The sequence below is a fragment of the Streptomyces enissocaesilis genome, from assembly GCF_039533765.1.
GTDB classification, from domain to species: Bacteria; Actinomycetota; Actinomycetes; order Streptomycetales; family Streptomycetaceae; genus Streptomyces; species Streptomyces enissocaesilis.
Genome location: NZ_BAAAUD010000036.1, coordinates 14217 through 30403 on the forward strand (window position 1 = coordinate 14217; position 16187 = coordinate 30403).

A 16187-nucleotide genomic window follows, 5' to 3' on the forward strand; every position below is an offset into this window, starting at 1 on the left:
GCCCGGCACCCCTCCGAGGAGGGACACCGGGCGGCGGTCGTGCCCGTACGGAACACGCCGGACGGCGGACGGCGGACGGTCAGCGGACGAAGACTCCCGCCTGGCCGGCCAGGTCCAGGAAGTACTGGGGCGCGAGACCGAGCACCAGCGTCACCACGACGCCCGTGCCGATCGCCACCATCGTCAGCGGCGACGGCACGGCGACCGTCGGGCCGTCCGCCTTCGGCTCGCTGAAGAACATCAGGACGATCACCCGGATGTAGAAGAACGCGGCGATCGCCGACGAGACCACACCGACCACGACCAGCACCCCGGCGCCGCCCTCGGCCGCCGCCTTGAAGACCGCGAACTTCCCCGAGAAGCCAGACGTCAGCGGGATACCGGCGAAGGCCAGCAGGAACACCGCGAAGACGGCGGCCACCAGGGGCGAGCGCCGCCCCAGCCCCGCCCACTTCGACAAGTGCGTCGCCTCGCCGCCCGCGTCGCGCACCAGCGTGACGACGGCGAAGGCGCCGATCGTCGTGAAGGAATACGCGAGCAGGTAGAAGAGGACGGCCGAGACGCCCTCGCCCGTGGTCGCGATCACACCGGCCAGGATGAATCCGGCGTGCGCGATCGAGGAGTACGCCAGGAGCCGCTTGATGTCGGTCTGGGTGATCGCGACGATCGCGCCGCCCAGCATGGTGACGATCGCGATGCCCCACATCACGGGGCGCCAGTCCCAGCGCAGGCCCGGCAGTACGACGTACAGCAGCCGCAGCAGCGCGCCGAAGGCCGCCACCTTGGTCGCCGCCGCCATGAAACCGGTGACCGGGGTCGGAGCGCCCTGGTAGACGTCCGGGGTCCACATGTGGAACGGCACCGCGCCGACCTTGAAGAGCAGACCCATCAGGATCATCGCGGCGCCGATGAGCAGCAGCACGTCGTTGCCCATGGTGTCGGCGAGCGCCGGGTCGATCTGCTTGACCGTGCCGTCGACGACGCTCGCGATCCTCGCGTACGAGAGCGAGCCCGCGTACCCGTACATCAGCGCGATGCCGAAGAGCAGGAACGCCGACGAGAAGGAGCCGAGGAGGAAGTACTTCACTGCGGCCTCCTGCGACAGCAGCCGCTTGCGGCGGGCGACGGCGCACAGCAGGTACAGCGGGAGCGAGAAGACCTCCAGCGCCACGAACAGCGTCAGCAGGTCGTTGGCCGCCGGGAAGACGAGCATCCCGGCGATCGCGAAGAGCGCGAGCGGAAAGACCTCGGTCGTGGTGAACCCGGCCCTGACCGCGGCCTTCTCACTGTCGCTTCCGGGTACGGAGGCGGCCTGGGCCGCGAACGAGTCGACGCGGTTGCCGTGCGCGTCCGGGTCGAGCCTGCGCTCGGCGAAGGTGAACACGGCGACCATCGAGGCCAGCAGGATCGTGCCCTGGAGGAAGAGCGCCGGGCCGTCGACCGCGATGGCGCCCTCCGCCGCGATCTGCGCCTTCGTGGTGCCGTATCCGCCGGCCGCGAGCGCCACGACCGCCGCGAAGGCGGCGGCGAGGGCGACGACCGACAGGAACAACTGCGCGTAGTACCGGGCCTTGCGCGGTACGAAGGCCTCGGCGAGTACCCCGAGCACCGCCGCGCCGACGACGATGAGCGCCGGCGACAGCTGCGCGTACTCGATGTGCGGGGCCGTGAAACCGCCCTCGGCGGCGGGCGCCGCGACCGTCGTCCACAGACCGTGGACAGCTGATGCGCTCACTTGGCCGCCTCCGCTTCAATCTCGGGGGTGGGGTCCGTCTTACGGACGTCGTTCATGGTGTGCTGCACGGCCGGGTTGACGATGTCCGTCAGCGGCTTGGGAAAGACGCCGAGGAGCAGCAGCAGCGCGATCAGCGGGGCGACGACCACGAGCTCACGGGCCTTGAGGTCGGGCATGGCCCGCACCTCGGCCCTGACCGGGCCCGTCATCGTCCGCTGGTAGAGGACGAGGGTGTAGAGAGCGGCGAGGACGATGCCCAGGGTCGCGATGACACCGGCCACCGGGTACGCCGCGAACGCGCCGACCAGCACCAGGAATTCGCTGACGAAGGGGGCGAGCCCCGGCATGGACAGCGTCGCGAGACCGCCGATCAGGAAGGTGCCCGCGAGCACCGGGGCCACCTTCTGCACCCCGCCGTAGTCGGCGATGAGCCGCGAGCCGCGCCGCGAGATCAGGAACCCGGCCACCAGCATCAGCGCGGCGGTCGAGATTCCGTGGTTGACCATGTAGAGCGTCGCGCCCGACTGGCCCTGGGACGTCATCACGAAGATGCCCAGGATGATGAAGCCGAAGTGCGAGATCGACGCGTACGCGATCAGGCGCTTGATGTCGCGCTGGCCGACGGCGACCAGCGCGCCGTAGACGATGCTGATCAGTGCCAGCACGATGATGGCGGGCGTCGCCCACTCGCTGGCGTTGGGGAAGAGCTGGAGGCAGAAGCGCAGCATCGCGAAGGTGCCGACCTTGTCGACGACCGCGGTGATCAGCACGGCGACCGGGGCGGTCGCCTCTCCCATGGCGTTGGGCAGCCAGGTGTGCAGCGGCCACAGCGGTGCCTTCACCGCGAACGCGAAGAAGAAACCGAGGAAGAGCAGCCGCTCCGTGGTGGCCGCCATCTCCAGCTCGCCGCTCGCGCGCGCCTCGGCGATCTCCGCGAGCGAGAAGGACCCGGCGACCACGTACAGCCCGATGACGGCGGCCAGCATGATGAGCCCGCCGGCCAGGTTGTAGAGGAGGAACTTGACGGCGGCGTACGAGCGCTGGGCCGCCGCCGCCCCGTCGGTGCCCGCGTGCGCCCGGTCCCCGAAGCCGCCGATGAGGAAGTACATCGGGATGAGCATGGCTTCGAAGAAGATGTAGAAGAGGAAGACGTCGGTGGCCTCGAAGGAGATGATCACCATCGCCTCGACCAGCAGGATCAGGGCGAAGAAGCCCTGGGTCGGACGCCACCGCGAGGACTTCGTCTCCAGGGGATCGGCGTCGTTCCAGCCGGCCAGGATCACGAACGGGATCAGCAGGGCGGTCAGCGCGATCAGCGCGACACCGATGCCGTCCACGCCCAGCTCGTACCTGACCCCGAAGTCCGGGATCCAGGCGTGGGACTCGGTGAGCTGGTAGCGGTCGCCGGCGGGCTCGAAGCGGACGACCACCAGGGCCGCCAGGACGAGCGTCGCGAGCGAGAAGAGCAGCGCCAGCCACTTGGCGGCGGTACGGCGGGCGGCCGGCACGGCGGCGGTCAGGACCGCACCGACCGCCGGGAGCGCCGCCGTGACCGTCAGAAGGGGAAAAGACATCGTGATCAGACCGCCCTCATCAGCAGGGTCGCGGCGATGAGGATCGCCGTACCGCCGAACATCGAGACCGCGTACGAGCGGGCGTAGCCGTTCTGCAGCTTGCGCAGCCGGCCGGAGAGCCCGCCGACCGAGGCCGCCGTCCCGTTGACGACCCCGTCGACCAGGGTGTGGTCGACGTAGACCAGGGAGCGGGTGAGGTGCTCGCCGCCGCGGACCAGGACGACGTGGTTGAAGTCGTCCTGGAGGAGATCGCGCCGGGCGGCGCGGGTCAGCAGCGAGCCGCGCGGGGCGACGACCGGGACGGGCTTCCGGCCGTACTGGGCGTACGCGGCCGCGACACCGATCAGCAGGACGGCGACCGTCATCGCGGTGATCAGCGGGACGCTGATCGGCGGGTGCGGGTGCTCGAACTGTGTCACCGGCTCCAGCCAGTTCGCGAACCGGTCGCCGATGCTGAAGAACCCGCCCGCGAACACCGACCCGAAGGCGAGCACGATCATCGGGACCGTCATCGACCGGGGCGACTCGTGCGGGTGCGGCTCTCCGTGGGCGCCGTGCGTCTCGGCGGCGGGCTCGACGTCCGGCTCCGCCGGGGAGGCGGTCGCCGTGTCGCGCCACCGCTCCTCGCCGAAGAACGTCATCAGCATCACGCGCGTCATGTAGTACGCCGTGATGCCCGCGCCCAGCAGGGTCACGGTGCCGAGGATCCAGCCCTGCGCGCCGCCGGAGGCGAACGCCGCCTCGATGATCTTGTCCTTGGAGAAGAAGCCGGACAGCCCCGGGAAACCGATGATCGCGAGGTAGCCGAGGCCGAACGTCACGAACGTCACCGGCATGTACTTCCGCAGGCCGCCGTACTTCCTCATGTCGACCTCGTCGTTCATGCCGTGCATGACCGATCCGGCGCCGAGGAAGAGGCCCGCCTTGAAGAAGCCGTGCGTCACCAGGTGCATGATCGCGAAGGCGTAACCGATCGGACCGAGGCCCGCCGCCAGGATCATGTAGCCGATCTGCGACATCGTCGAACCGGCCAGTGCCTTCTTGATGTCGTCCTTCGCGCAACCGACGACCGCACCGAAGAGGAGCGTGACCGCGCCGACCGTCACGACGGCCAGCTGCGCGTCGGGGGCGGCGTTGAAGATCGCGCCGGAGCGGGTGATGAGGTAGACGCCGGCGGTCACCATGGTGGCGGCGTGGATGAGGGCCGAGACCGGGGTCGGGCCCTCCATCGCGTCACCGAGCCACGACTGGAGGGGCACCTGCGCCGACTTGCCGCACGCGGCCAGCAGCAGCATGAGCCCGATGGCCGTGAGCTTGCCCTCGCCGGTGTCCCCGTTCGCGGACGCCTCCAGGACCGGCCCGAAGGTGAAGGTCCCGAAGGTGGTGAACATCAGCATGATCGCGATGGACAGGCCCATGTCGCCGACGCGGTTGACGATGAACGCCTTCTTGGCCGCCGTCGCCGCGCTGGGCTTGTGCTGCCAGAAGCCGATGAGCAGGAACGACGCCAGACCGACGCCCTCCCACCCGACGTACAGCAGCAGGTAGTTGTCGGCGACGACCAGCAGGAGCATCGCCGCGAGGAAGAGGTTCAGGTAGCCGAAGAAGCGGCGCCGCCGCTCGTCGTGCTCCATGTAGCCGATCGAGTAGATGTGGATCAGCGTGCCCACACCGGTGATCAGCAGTACGAACGTCATCGACAGCTGGTCGAGCTGGAAGGCGACGTCAGCCTGGAAGCCCTCGACGGGAATCCAGCTGAACAGGTGCTGGCGCATCGTCCGCGCCTCGGCGTCGTGCCCCAGCATCGCGCCGAACAGCACCACGCCGACCACGAACGAGGCCGCCGCGAGCAGCGTGCCGATCCAGTGGCCCGCGCGGTCGAGCCGCCGGCCGCCGCACAGCAGGACCGCCGCTCCGAGCAAAGGCGCTGCGACGAGCAGCGCAATCAAGTTCTCCACGATTCTTGCGACCCCTTACAGCTTCATCAGGCCGGCGTCGTCGACCGAGGCCGAGTGGCGGGACCGGAACAGCGACACGATGATCGCGAGACCCACCACGACCTCGGCGGCGGCGACGACCATCGTGAAGAACGCGACGATCTGGCCGTCGAGATTGCCGTGCATCCGGGAGAAGGCGACGAACGCGAGGTTGCAGGCGTTGAGCATCAGCTCGATGCACATGAAGACGACGATCGCGTTCCGCCGGATCAGCACACCCGCCGCGCCGATGGTGAACAACAGCGCCGCGAGGTAGAGATAGTTGACCGGGTTCACTTCGCGACCTCCGATTCGTCCTGGTCACGCCCGGTCCCCTGGCCGGACTCGTGCCCGGACCCACGGCCGAGCCGCTCCGCGGAGCGCTGCTCCAGCGCCTTCAGGTCGGCCATCGCCTCACTCGACACGTCGCGGATCTGGCCGCGCCCGCGCAGCGTCTTGTTGACCGTGAGCTCGGACGGCGTGCCGTCCGGCAGCAGACCGGCGATGTCGACCGCGTTGTGCCGGGCGTACACCCCGGGGGCGGGCAGCGGCGGCAGGTGCTTGCCGCGTACGCGCTCCTCGGACATCTCCCGCTGCGTCTTCGCGCGCTCGGTGCGCTCGCGGTGCGTGAGCACCATCGCGCCGACGGTCGCCGTGATGAGCAGGGCGCCGGTGAGCTCGAAGGCGAAGACGTACTTGGTGAAGATGAGCTCCGCGAGGCCCTCGACGTTGCCGCCGGCGGCGGCGTTGGCCCTGCCGAGCCCGTTGAAGGTGGAGAGCGAGGCCTGCCCGATGCCGGCGATCAGCAGGACGCCGAAGCCCAGGCCGCACCCCGCGGCCAGCCAGCGCTGGCCCTTGATCGTCTCCTTCAGGGAGTCCGCGGCGGTGACGCCGACCAGCATGACCACGAAGAGGAACAGCATCATGATCGCGCCGGTGTAGACGACGATCTGGACGACGCCGAGGAAGTACGCGCCGTTGGCGAGGTAGAAGACCGCCAGGACGATCATGGTCCCGGCCAGGCACAGCGCGCTGTGCACCGCCTTCCTCATCAGGATGGTGCACAGGGCCCCGATGACGGCGACCGTGCCCAGCACCCAGAACTGCACGGCCTCGCCGGTCGAAGTGACCGAGGCGGCAAGAGCGTTCATCCTCCGATCACCTTCTTCGACATCGGCTCGTCCTCACCGAAGGTGGACGCGGCCTCCTGCGGCCGCTCGCCCTTGCTCAGGGCCACCTGCCGCTCCGTGCCCGGCGCGGCCTCGGTGACCAGGCCCCGGTAGTAGTCCTGCTCGTCCATGCCGGGGAAGACCGAGTGCGGCGCCTCGACCATGCCCTCGTCCAGGCCGGCGAGCAGCTGCTCCTTGGTGTAGATCAGCGACTCGCGGCTGCTGTCGGCCAGCTCGAACTCGTTGGTCATCGTCAGCGCGCGGGTGGGGCACGCCTCGATGCACAGGCCGCACAGGATGCAGCGGGCGTAGTTGATCTGGTAGACGCGGCCGTAACGCTCGCCCGGGGAGTAGCGCTCCTCGTCCGTGTTGTCCGCGCCCTCGACATAGATCGCGTCGGCCGGGCAGGCCCAGGCGCACAGCTCGCACCCGACGCACTTCTCCAGGCCGTCCGGATGGCGGTTGAGCTGGTGCCGTCCGTGGAAGCGCGGCGCTGTCGTCTTCTGCTGCTCCGGGTACTGCTCGGTCAGCCGCTTCTTGAACATGGCCTTGAAGGTCACGCCGAAGCCGGCCACAGGATTCTGGAAGTCAGACACCGTCGGCCTCCTTTCCGTCACTTGTAGTGTCCGGCCCACCACTGACAATCAGCTCGCGCTCGTGGCGCGGCCGCCTGCGGGGCACCGGCGGCAGCTCCTGTCCCGGCAGCGGAGGCACCGGGAAGCCGCCCGCCATCGGGTCGAAGGCGGCCGGCTGTGCCGCGTCCTGCGCCGCCTTCTCCTTCTCCTTCTTGTCGCGGAAGATGTCGGCGACGAAGGAGAGGAGCAGGACCGCGACGATCGCTCCGGCGACATAGAGCACGATGTTCTGGAATTCCATGTTCTCGTTGCGCATCGCGCGCACCGTGGCGACCAGCATCAGCCAGACCACCGAGACCGGGATCAGGACCTTCCAGCCCAGCTTCATCAGCTGGTCGTAGCGCACGCGTGGGAGCGTGCCGCGCAGCCAGATGAAGAAGAACAGCAGCAGCTGGACCTTGACGACGAACCAGAGCATCGGCCACCAGCCGTGGTTCGCGCCCTCCCAGAAGGTGGAGACGGGGTACGGGGCCCGCCAGCCGCCCAGGAAGAGGGTGACCGAGACCGCCGAGACGGTGACCATGTTGACGTACTCGGCCAGCATGAACAGCGCGAACTTGATCGACGAGTACTCGGTGTTGAAGCCGCCGACCAGGTCGCCCTCGGACTCCGGCATGTCGAAGGGGGCACGGTTCGTCTCGCCCACCATCGTGACGACGTAGATGATGAAGGACACCGGCAGCAGGATGACGAACCAGCGGTCCTGCTGCGCCTCGACGATCGCCGAGGTCGACATCGACCCCGAGTAGAGGAACACCGAGGCGAAGGCCGCGCCCATCGCGATCTCGTACGAGATCATCTGCGCGCAGGAGCGCAGGCCGCCGAGGAGCGGGTACGTCGATCCGGACGACCAGCCCGCGAGCACGATGCCGTAGATGCCGACGGAGGCGACCGCGAGGATGTAGAGCATCGCGATCGGCAGGTCGGTCAGCTGCATCGTGGTGCGCTGCCCGAAGATCGAGACCTCGTTGCCGGCCGGGCCGAACGGGATGACCGCGATGGCCATGAAGGCCGGGATCGCCGCGACGACCGGAGCGAGGACGTAGACCACCTTGTCCGCGCGCTTGACGACCACGTCCTCCTTGAGCATCAGCTTGACGCCGTCCGCCAGGGACTGGAGGAGGCCCCAGGGGCCGTGCCGGTTGGGGCCGATGCGCAGCTGCATCCAGGCGACGACCTTGCGCTCCCACACGATGGAGAAGAGCACGGTGATCATCAGGAAGGCGAAGCAGAAGACCGCCTTGACGGCGACGAGCCACCACGGGTCGCGGCCGAACATGGACAGGTCCTCGGCCGCGAGGAACATCGGATTCACGCGATCACCTCCGGTGCGTCGGTGGCGGCGGTGACGGCGGCCGGGCCGATGCGGACGACCTGCCCGGGCACCGCGCCGGTGTCGGAGGCGACTCCTCCACCCACCGAGTTCAGCGGCAGCCACACCACGCGGTCCGGCATCGGCGTGACCTGGAGCGGCAGGCGGACCGTTCCGGCAGGGCCCGTGACGGCGAGCAGGTCGCCGTCCTCGACGCCCGTGCCGGCCGCGGTCGCCGCGGAGAGCCGGGCGACGGCCGCGTGACGGGTGCCCGCGAGGGCTTCGTCGCCGTCCTGGAGACGGCCCTGGTCGAGCAGCAGCCGGTGGCCCGCGAGCACGGCCTCGCCGGCGCCGGGGTACGGCAGCGGGGCGGCGGGCTCGGCCGGGTCGGCGGCGTGGGCTCCGTCCCAGGCGCCGAGGCGGTGCAGCTCGCCGCGTACGGCACGTACGTCCGGCAGCGCCAGGTGTACGTCGAGCGCGTCGGCCAGCATGTGCAGGACGCGGGCGTCGGCGGGGGCGAGCGTGCGCGTCATCTGGTCGGGCTTGAGCGCGGCCTCGAACATCCGGGCCCTGCCCTCCCAGTTGAGGAAGGTGCCGGGCTTCTCGGCCACGGCGGCCACCGGAAGGACGACGTCCGCCCGGTCCGTCACCTCGCTGGGCCGCAGCTCCAGGGAGACGATGAAACCGGCCTGGTCGAGCGCTTCACGCGCGCGTACCGGGTCGGGGAGGTCCGCGACCTCGACGCCGCCGACGAGCAGGGCGGCCAGTTCACCGGTGGCCACGGCCTCGATGATCTGGCCGGTGTCGCGCCCGTAACGGCTCGGCAGTTCGGCCACGCCCCAGAGGGACGCCACCTCGTCCCGGGCGCGCGGGTCGGTGGCCGGGCGGCCGCCGGGCAGCAGCGAAGGCAGCGCGCCCGCCTCGACGGCGCCGCGCTCGCCCGCCCGGCGCGGGATCCACACCAGGGACGCGCCGGTCGCGGTGGCGGCCCGTACGGCGGCGGTGTACGCGCCGGGCACGGCGGCCAGCCGCTCGCCGACGACGATCACGGTGCCTTCGCCGCGCAGCGCTTCGGCGGCGGCGTTCCCGTCGGTGCCGAGTTCGGTGCGGTCGGTGATCGCGTCGAGCCACTCGGGTTCGGTGCCGGGGGCGGCGGGGAGCAGCGTGCCGCCCGCCTTCGTCAGGCCGCGCGTGGCGTGTGTGGCGACGGCGAAGGTGCGCTGGCCGTGCTTGCGGTGGGCCTTGCGCAGCCGCAGGAAGACGCCGGGCGCCTCCTCCTCGGACTCGATGCCGACGAGCAGGACGGCGGGCGCCTTCTCCAGCGCGGTGTACGTCGTCCCCGTACTGTCGAGATCACGTCCGCGCCCGGCGACCCGGGACGCCAGGAAGTCGGCCTCCTCGCTGCTGTGCACGCGCGCGCGGAAGTCGATGTCGTTGGTGTCGAGGGCGATACGGGCGAACTTGGCGTACGCGTACGCGTCCTCGACGGTCAGCCGGCCGCCGGTCAGGACACCGGCCCGACCGCGCGCCGCCGAGAGCCCCCGGGCCGCCGCTTCGAGCGCCTCGGGCCAGCTCGCCGGCTCCAGTACGCCCGCCTCGCTCCGTACGAGCGGAGTGGTGAGCCGGTCGGGGCGCTGGGCGTAACGGAAGCCGAAGCGCCCCTTGTCGCAGAGCCACTCCTCGTTGACCTCGGGGTCGTCGGCCGCCAGGCGCCGCATGACCTTGCCGCGCCGGTGGTCGGTGCGGGTCGCGCAGCCGCCCGCGCAGTGCTCGCAGACGGACGGCGACGACACGAGGTCGAAGGGGCGCGAGCGGAAGCGGTACGCCGCCGAGGTCAGCGCGCCCACCGGGCAGATCTGGATGGTGTTCCCGGAGAAGTACGACTCGAAGGGGTCGCCCTTTCCGATGCCGACCTGCTGGAGCGCGCCGCGCTCGATCAGCTCGATCATCGGGTCGCCCGCGATCTGGTTGGAGAAGCGGGTGCAGCGCGCGCACAGCACGCACCGCTCGCGGTCGAGCAGCACCTGGGGGGAGAGCGGGATCGGCTTCTCGTACGTCCGCTTCTTCTTGTCGAAGCGGGAGTCCGGGTCGCCGTGGGACATGGCCTGGTTCTGGAGCGGGCACTCGCCGCCCTTGTCGCAGACCGGGCAGTCCAGCGGGTGGTTGATCAGCAGCAGTTCCATCACACCGCGCTGCGCCTTGTCGGCGACCGGCGAGGTGAGCTGGGACCTGACGACCATGCCGTCGGTGCAGGTGATCGTGCACGACGCCATGGGCTTGCGCTGGCCCTCGACCTCGACGATGCACTGGCGGCAGGCGCCGGCCGGGTCGAGCGCCGGGTGGTCGCAGAAGCGCGGGATCTCGATGCCGAGCAGCTCGGCGGCGCGGATGACCAGCGTCCCCTTGGGGACGGAGATCGGGATGCCGTCGATGGTCAGCGAGACTGTGTTCTCGGGGGCTTGGGGCGGCCCCGCCGCCTCGCCGCCTCCGGAGGGAGCACTTGTCGTGACGGTCATGCGTTCACCTCCGTGGGGTGGGCGGGCTTGTCGGCCCAGACGGTCGACTTGGCGGGGTCGAAGGGGCAGCCCTCGCCGGTGATGTGCTGCTCGTACTCCTCGCGGAAGTACTTGAGCGAGGAGAAGATCGGGGACGCGGCGCCGTCACCGAGGGCGCAGAAGGACTTGCCGTTGATGTTGTCGGCGATGTCGTTCAGCTTGTCGAGGTCGCTCATGCGGCCCTTGCCGGCCTCGATGTCGCGCAGCAGCTGCACCAGCCAGTACGTCCCCTCGCGGCAGGGCGTGCACTTGCCGCAGGACTCGTGGGCGTAGAACTCGGTCCAGCGGGTCACGGCCCGCACGACGCAGGTCGTCTCGTCGAAGCACTGGAGCGCCTTGGTGCCGAGCATCGAGCCCGCCGCGCCGACGCCCTCGTAGTCGAGCGGTACGTCGAGGTGCTCGTCGGTGAACATCGGGGTCGAGGAGCCGCCGGGCGTCCAGAACTTCAGCCGGTGGCCGGCGCGGATGCCGCCGCTCATGTCGAGCAACTGGCGCAGCGTGATGCCGAGCGGGGCCTCGTACTGGCCGGGGCTGGTGACGTGGCCGCTCAGCGAGTACAGCGTGAAGCCCGGGGACTTCTCGCTGCCCATCGAACGGAACCATTCCTTGCCCTTGTTGAGGATCGCGGGAACGGACGCGATGGACTCGACGTTGTTCACCACAGTCGGACACGCGTAAAGACCCGCGACGGCAGGGAAGGGGGGACGGAGCCGGGGCTGGCCGCGCCGGCCTTCGAGCGAGTCGAGCAGTGCGGTCTCCTCACCGCAGATGTACGCGCCCGCACCCGCGTGCACGGTGAGTTCGAGGTCGAGACCGCTGCCGAGGATGTTCTCGCCGAGGTAGCCCGCCGCGTATGCCTCGCGTACGGCCTCGTGCAGCCTGCGCAGTACGGGGACGACCTCACCGCGCAGGTAGACGAACGCGTGGTTCGACCGGATCGCGTAACAGGCGATCACGATGCCCTCGATGAGGGAGTGCGGGTTCGCGAAGAGGAGCGGGATGTCCTTGCAGGTCCCCGGCTCCGACTCGTCGGCGTTGACGACGAGGTAGTGCGGCTTGCCGTCGCCCTGCGGGATGAACTGCCACTTCATGCCGGTGGGGAAGCCGGCGCCGCCTCGGCCGCGCAGGCCGGAGTCCTTGACGTACGCGATGAGGTCGTCCGGCGACATGGCGAGGGCCTTGCGCAGGCCCTCGTACCCCTCGTGCCGCCGGTAGGTGTCCAGGGTCCAGGACTCGGGCTCGTCCCAGAACGCCGACAGGACGGGCGAGAGCAGCTTCTCCGGGCTGGTCTCTCCCCCGGCCTCCGGCCGGGAGGTGTCGCCGTATTGGGTGGACAAGGTCATCACTCCCCCTCCTCGGCTTCCGGTCCGGCCGGGTGAGCGGGGTCGGACGCCGAGGTCTGCTGCGGAGCGTCGTGCGAGCTGAGGTGCTCGGACGGCGAAGGATCGTGCGGCGGCCCGTCCTGCTGCTGGGCCTCCCCGCGCGGGTGGACCACGCGGTGCTGCGGCGCCTCGCCCTTGGCGAGCCTGAGGCCGATGAGCGAGGCGGGCCCGGCGCCGCCCGTGGCCTCGACGGCGCCGGGGCGCCCGTCGGGGAAGCCGGCCAGGATGCGGGCGGTCTCCTTGTACGTGCACAGGGGCGCGCCGCGGGTGGGCCGGACGGGCCGCCCGGCCCGCAGGTCGTCGACGAGGCGCTTGGCGGATTCGGGCGTCTGGTCGTCGAAGAACTCCCAGTTGACCATCACCACGGGCGCGAAGTCGCAGGCCGCGTTGCACTCGATGTGTTCGAGGGTGACCTTGCCGTCCTCGGTCGTCTCGTTGTTGCCGACGCCGAGGTGCTGCTTGAGCTCGTCGAAGATGGCGTCGCCGCCCATCACCGCGCACAGCGTGTTGGTGCAGACGCCCACCTGGTAGTCGCCGCCCGGCTTGCGCCGGTACATCGAGTAGAAGGTGGAGACGGCGGTGACCTCGGCGGTGGTCAGGCCCAGTGTCTCGGCGCAGAAGCGGACGCCGGTGCGGGTGACGTGGCCCTCCTGGGACTGCACGAGGTGCAGCAGCGGCAGCAGGGCGGACCGGCTGTCGGGGTAGCGGGCGATCACCTCCCTGGCGTCCGCGTCGAGCCGGGCGCGTACGTCGGCCGGGTAGTCGGGAGCGGGGAGCTGCGGCATCCCCAGGCTCACCTCTTGATTGGCTGGTGTGGCGGTCACCGGTCGACGCCTCCCATCACGGGGTCGATGGACGCGACGGCGACGATGACGTCGGCGACCTGGCCGCCCTCGCACATCGCCGCCATGGCCTGGAGGTTGGTGAAGGACGGGTCGCGGAAGTGGACCCGGTAGGGGCGGGTGCCGCCGTCGGAGACGACGTGGACGCCCAGCTCGCCCCTGGGCGACTCGACGGTGACGTACGCCTGCCCGGGCGGGACCCGGAAGCCCTCGGTCACCAGCTTGAAGTGGTGGATCAGGGCCTCCATGGAGGTGCCCATGATCTTCTTGATGTGGTCGAGCGAGTTGCCGAGGCCGTCCGGCCCGAGCGCGAGCTGTGCGGGCCAGGCGATCTTCTTGTCGGTGACCATCACGTCGCCCGGCTCCCGGAGCCGGTCCAGGCACTGCTCGACGATCCGCAGCGACTGCCGCATCTCTTCGAGCCGGATCAGGAAGCGGCCGTAGGAGTCGCAGGTGTCGGCGGTCGGCACCTCGAACTCGTACGTCTCGTAACCGCAGTAGGGGTCGGTCTTGCGCACGTCGTGCGGCAGGCCGGCCGAGCGCAGGACCGGTCCGGTCACGCCGAGCGCCATGCAGCCGGTGAGGTCGAGGTACCCGACGTCCTGCATGCGGGCCTTGAAGATCGGGTTGCCGGTGGCGAGCTTGTCGTACTCCGGCAGGTTCTTCTTCATGGTCTTCACGAGCTCGCGCAGCTGGTCCATCGCGCCCGGGGGCAGGTCCTGGGCGAGGCCGCCGGGGCGGATGAACGCGTGGTTCATGCGCAGGCCGGTGATCAGCTCGAAGGCATCGAGAATCAGTTCACGATCACGGAATCCGTAGATCATGATCGTGGTCGCGCCCAGCTCCATGCCGCCGGTGGCGATGCACACCAGGTGCGAGGAGAGCCGGTTGAGCTCCATCAGCATCACGCGGATGACGCTCGCCCGGTCCGGGATCTGCTCCTCGATGCCGAGCAGCTTCTCGACGCCCAGGCAGTACGCCGCCTCGTTGAAGAACGGCGTCAGGTAGTCCATGCGCGTGACGAGGGTCGTGCCCTGCGTCCAGTTGCGGTACTCGGCGCTCTTCTCGATGCCGGTGTGCAGGTAGCCGATGCCGCAGCGGGCCTCGGTGACCGTCTCGCCGTCGATTTCGAGGATGAGCCGGAGCACGCCGTGCGTCGACGGGTGCTGCGGGCCCATGTTGACGACGATGCGCTCGTCGTCGGCCTTGGTGGCGGCCTGGACGACCTCGTCCCAGTCACCGCCGGTGACCGTGTAGACGGGACCTTCGGTGGTCTCGCGCGCTGATGCGGGTGGGGTAGTCACGAGTACGACCTCCGCTGGTCCGGAGCCGGGATCTGGGCGCCCTTGTACTCGACGGGGATGCCGCCGAGCGAGTAGTCCTTGCGCTGCGGGAAGCCCTGCCAGTCGTCCGGCATCATGATCCGGGTGAGGGCGGGGTGCCCGTCGAAGACGAGGCCGAAGAAGTCGTACGTCTCGCGCTCGTGCCAGTCGTTGGTCGGGTAGACCGGGACCAGCGAGGGGACGTGCGGGTCGCTGTCCGGCGCGCTCACTTCGAGGCGGATCAGCCGGCCGTGGGTGAGCGAGCGCAGGTGGTAGACGGCGTGCAGCTCGCGGCCCTTGTCCTCCAGGTAGTGGACGCCGCTGACGCCCGTGCAGAGCTCGAAGCGCAGGGCCGGGTCGTCGCGCAGCGTCTGCGCCACCTGGACCAGGTGTTCGCGGGCGATGTGGAAGGTGAGCTCGCCGCGGTCGACGACGGTCTTCTCGATGGCGTTGTCCGGGAGGAGACCCTGCTCCTCCAGGGCGCCTTCGAGCTCGTCCGCGACCTGGTCGAACCACCCGCCGTACGGCCGCGGGGTGGCGCCGGGCAGTGTGACGACGCGCACGAGGCCGCCGTAGCCGCTCGTGTCGCCGCCGTTCTTGGCGCCGAACATGCCCTTGCGTACGCCGATCACCTCGGCGGTGTCCTCGCGCTGGGCGGGGAGGCTGTCGCTCGGGGGGACCCCGTTGTCTCCGGGGACGCCGTTGTTCTGCCCGCTCACCGCAGCAGCCCCTTCATCTCCATGGTGGGGAGCGCCTTGAGAGCCGCTTCCTCCGCCTCGCGGGCCGCTTCTTCCTGGTTCACCCCGAGCTTGGAGTTCTGAATCTTCTGGTGCAGCTTCAGAATCGAGTCGATCAGCATCTCGGGGCGGGGCGGGCAACCGGGCAGATAGATGTCGACAGGAACAATATGATCAACACCCTGCACAATTGCGTAGTTATTGAACATCCCGCCCGAAGAGGCGCAAACCCCCATGGAAATAACCCACTTGGGGTTCGGCATCTGGTCGTAGACCTGCCGCAGCACCGGCGCCATCTTCTGGCTGACCCGGCCCGCCACGATCATCAGGTCGGCCTGGCGCGGCGAACCGCGGAACACCTCCATGCCGAAGCGGGCCAGGTCGTAACGGCCCGCGCCCGTCGTCATCATCTCGATGGCGCAGCAGGCGAGGCCGAAGGTCGCGGGGAAGACGGAGGATTTCCGCACCCAGCCCGCGGCCTGTTCGACGGTGGTCAGCAGAAAGCCGCTGGGCAGCTTCTCTTCGAGTCCCATTGGTGACCCCTCAGCCCCTCAGTCCCATTCCAGGCCGCCGCGCCGCCATACGTACGCGTAGGCAACGAAGACGGTGAGCACGAAGAGCAGCATCTCGACGAGCCCGAAAAGCCCCAGGGCGTCGAAGGAGACGGCCCAGGGGTAGAGGAAGACGATCTCGATGTCGAAGACGATGAAGAGCATCGCCGTCAGGTAGTACTTGATCGGGAAGCGGCCGCCTCCGGCGGGTGTGGGTGTCGGCTCGATGCCGCACTCGTACGCTTCAAGCTTTGCCCGGTTGTAGCGCTTTGGGCCGATAAGCGTGGCCATGACCACGGAAAAGATCGCAAACCCTGCCCCGAGGGCGCCGAGCACGAGGATGGGCGCGTAGGCATTCACGCTCCTCGCTCCTTCCAGTCGTCCTTGACCGTTGGAC

The 16187-nt window shown here is 69.6% G+C and carries 14 protein-coding genes; all 14 read right to left on the reverse strand.

The window, feature by feature from the left end:
- Positions 1-79: 79 nt before the first annotated feature.
- From nuoN to ABD374_RS17450, 14 genes are read right to left on the reverse strand one after another with little or no spacing between them, the layout of a single operon-like run.
- Positions 80-1735, reverse strand: coding sequence for an NADH-quinone oxidoreductase subunit NuoN (gene nuoN / locus ABD374_RS17385; protein ID WP_344496170.1), 1656 nt, complete (start codon positions 1733-1735; stop codon positions 80-82).
- Positions 1732-3309, reverse strand: coding sequence for an NADH-quinone oxidoreductase subunit M (locus ABD374_RS17390; RefSeq protein ID WP_344496172.1), 1578 nt, complete (start codon positions 3307-3309; stop codon positions 1732-1734). The genes nuoN and ABD374_RS17390 overlap by 4 nt, the downstream gene beginning before the upstream one ends.
- A 5-nt stretch (positions 3310-3314) precedes the next feature.
- The gene (nuoL, locus tag ABD374_RS17395) at positions 3315-5267 is read right to left on the reverse strand and encodes an NADH-quinone oxidoreductase subunit L (RefSeq protein WP_344496174.1); all 1953 of its coding nucleotides are present in this window, start codon (positions 5265-5267) and stop codon (positions 3315-3317) included.
- A gap of 15 nt (positions 5268-5282) precedes the next feature.
- Positions 5283-5582 (reverse strand): NADH-quinone oxidoreductase subunit NuoK, encoded by a 300-nt coding sequence (gene nuoK, locus ABD374_RS17400; RefSeq protein ID WP_093799614.1) that lies wholly within the window; start codon positions 5580-5582, stop codon positions 5283-5285.
- Positions 5579-6436, reverse strand: coding sequence for an NADH-quinone oxidoreductase subunit J (locus ABD374_RS17405; protein ID WP_344496177.1), 858 nt, complete (start codon positions 6434-6436; stop codon positions 5579-5581). Before ABD374_RS17405 ends, nuoK begins: the two co-directional genes overlap by 4 nt.
- Complete coding sequence (nuoI, locus tag ABD374_RS17410; protein WP_425577258.1) at positions 6433-7050, reverse strand: NADH-quinone oxidoreductase subunit NuoI; 618 nt, start codon at positions 7048-7050, stop codon at positions 6433-6435. Before nuoI ends, ABD374_RS17405 begins: the two co-directional genes overlap by 4 nt.
- Positions 7043-8395 carry an NADH-quinone oxidoreductase subunit NuoH gene (gene nuoH, locus ABD374_RS17415; protein ID WP_344496326.1) on the reverse strand — a complete coding sequence of 451 codons (1353 nt, stop codon included), beginning with the start codon at positions 8393-8395 and terminating at the stop codon, positions 7043-7045. The genes nuoI and nuoH overlap by 8 nt, the downstream gene beginning before the upstream one ends.
- Before the next feature lie 5 nt (positions 8396-8400).
- Positions 8401-10917, reverse strand: coding sequence for an NADH-quinone oxidoreductase subunit G (locus tag ABD374_RS17420; RefSeq protein ID WP_344496181.1), 2517 nt, complete (start codon positions 10915-10917; stop codon positions 8401-8403).
- Complete coding sequence (gene nuoF / locus ABD374_RS17425; protein WP_344496183.1) at positions 10914-12299, reverse strand: NADH-quinone oxidoreductase subunit NuoF; 1386 nt, start codon at positions 12297-12299, stop codon at positions 10914-10916. Before nuoF ends, ABD374_RS17420 begins: the two co-directional genes overlap by 4 nt.
- Positions 12299-13123 (reverse strand): NADH-quinone oxidoreductase subunit NuoE, encoded by an 825-nt coding sequence (nuoE, locus tag ABD374_RS17430; RefSeq protein WP_425577260.1) that lies wholly within the window; start codon positions 13121-13123, stop codon positions 12299-12301. The genes nuoF and nuoE overlap by 1 nt, the downstream gene beginning before the upstream one ends.
- A gap of 35 nt (positions 13124-13158) precedes the next feature.
- Positions 13159-14484, reverse strand: a complete 1326-nt coding sequence (locus tag ABD374_RS17435) for an NADH-quinone oxidoreductase subunit D (protein ID WP_344496187.1) — start codon at positions 14482-14484, stop codon at positions 13159-13161.
- On the reverse strand, positions 14481-15221 hold the full coding sequence (locus ABD374_RS17440; RefSeq protein ID WP_344496189.1) for an NADH-quinone oxidoreductase subunit C: 741 nt from the start codon (positions 15219-15221) through the stop codon (positions 14481-14483). Before ABD374_RS17440 ends, ABD374_RS17435 begins: the two co-directional genes overlap by 4 nt.
- Positions 15218-15772 carry a NuoB/complex I 20 kDa subunit family protein gene (locus tag ABD374_RS17445; RefSeq protein ID WP_344496191.1) on the reverse strand — a complete coding sequence of 185 codons (555 nt, stop codon included), beginning with the start codon at positions 15770-15772 and terminating at the stop codon, positions 15218-15220. The genes ABD374_RS17440 and ABD374_RS17445 overlap by 4 nt, the downstream gene beginning before the upstream one ends.
- Before the next feature lie 18 nt (positions 15773-15790).
- A complete protein-coding gene (locus ABD374_RS17450) occupies positions 15791-16150 on the reverse strand; it encodes an NADH-quinone oxidoreductase subunit A (RefSeq protein ID WP_003956195.1) in 360 nt (119 codons plus the stop codon).
- Between the last annotated feature and the right edge of the window lie 37 nt (positions 16151-16187).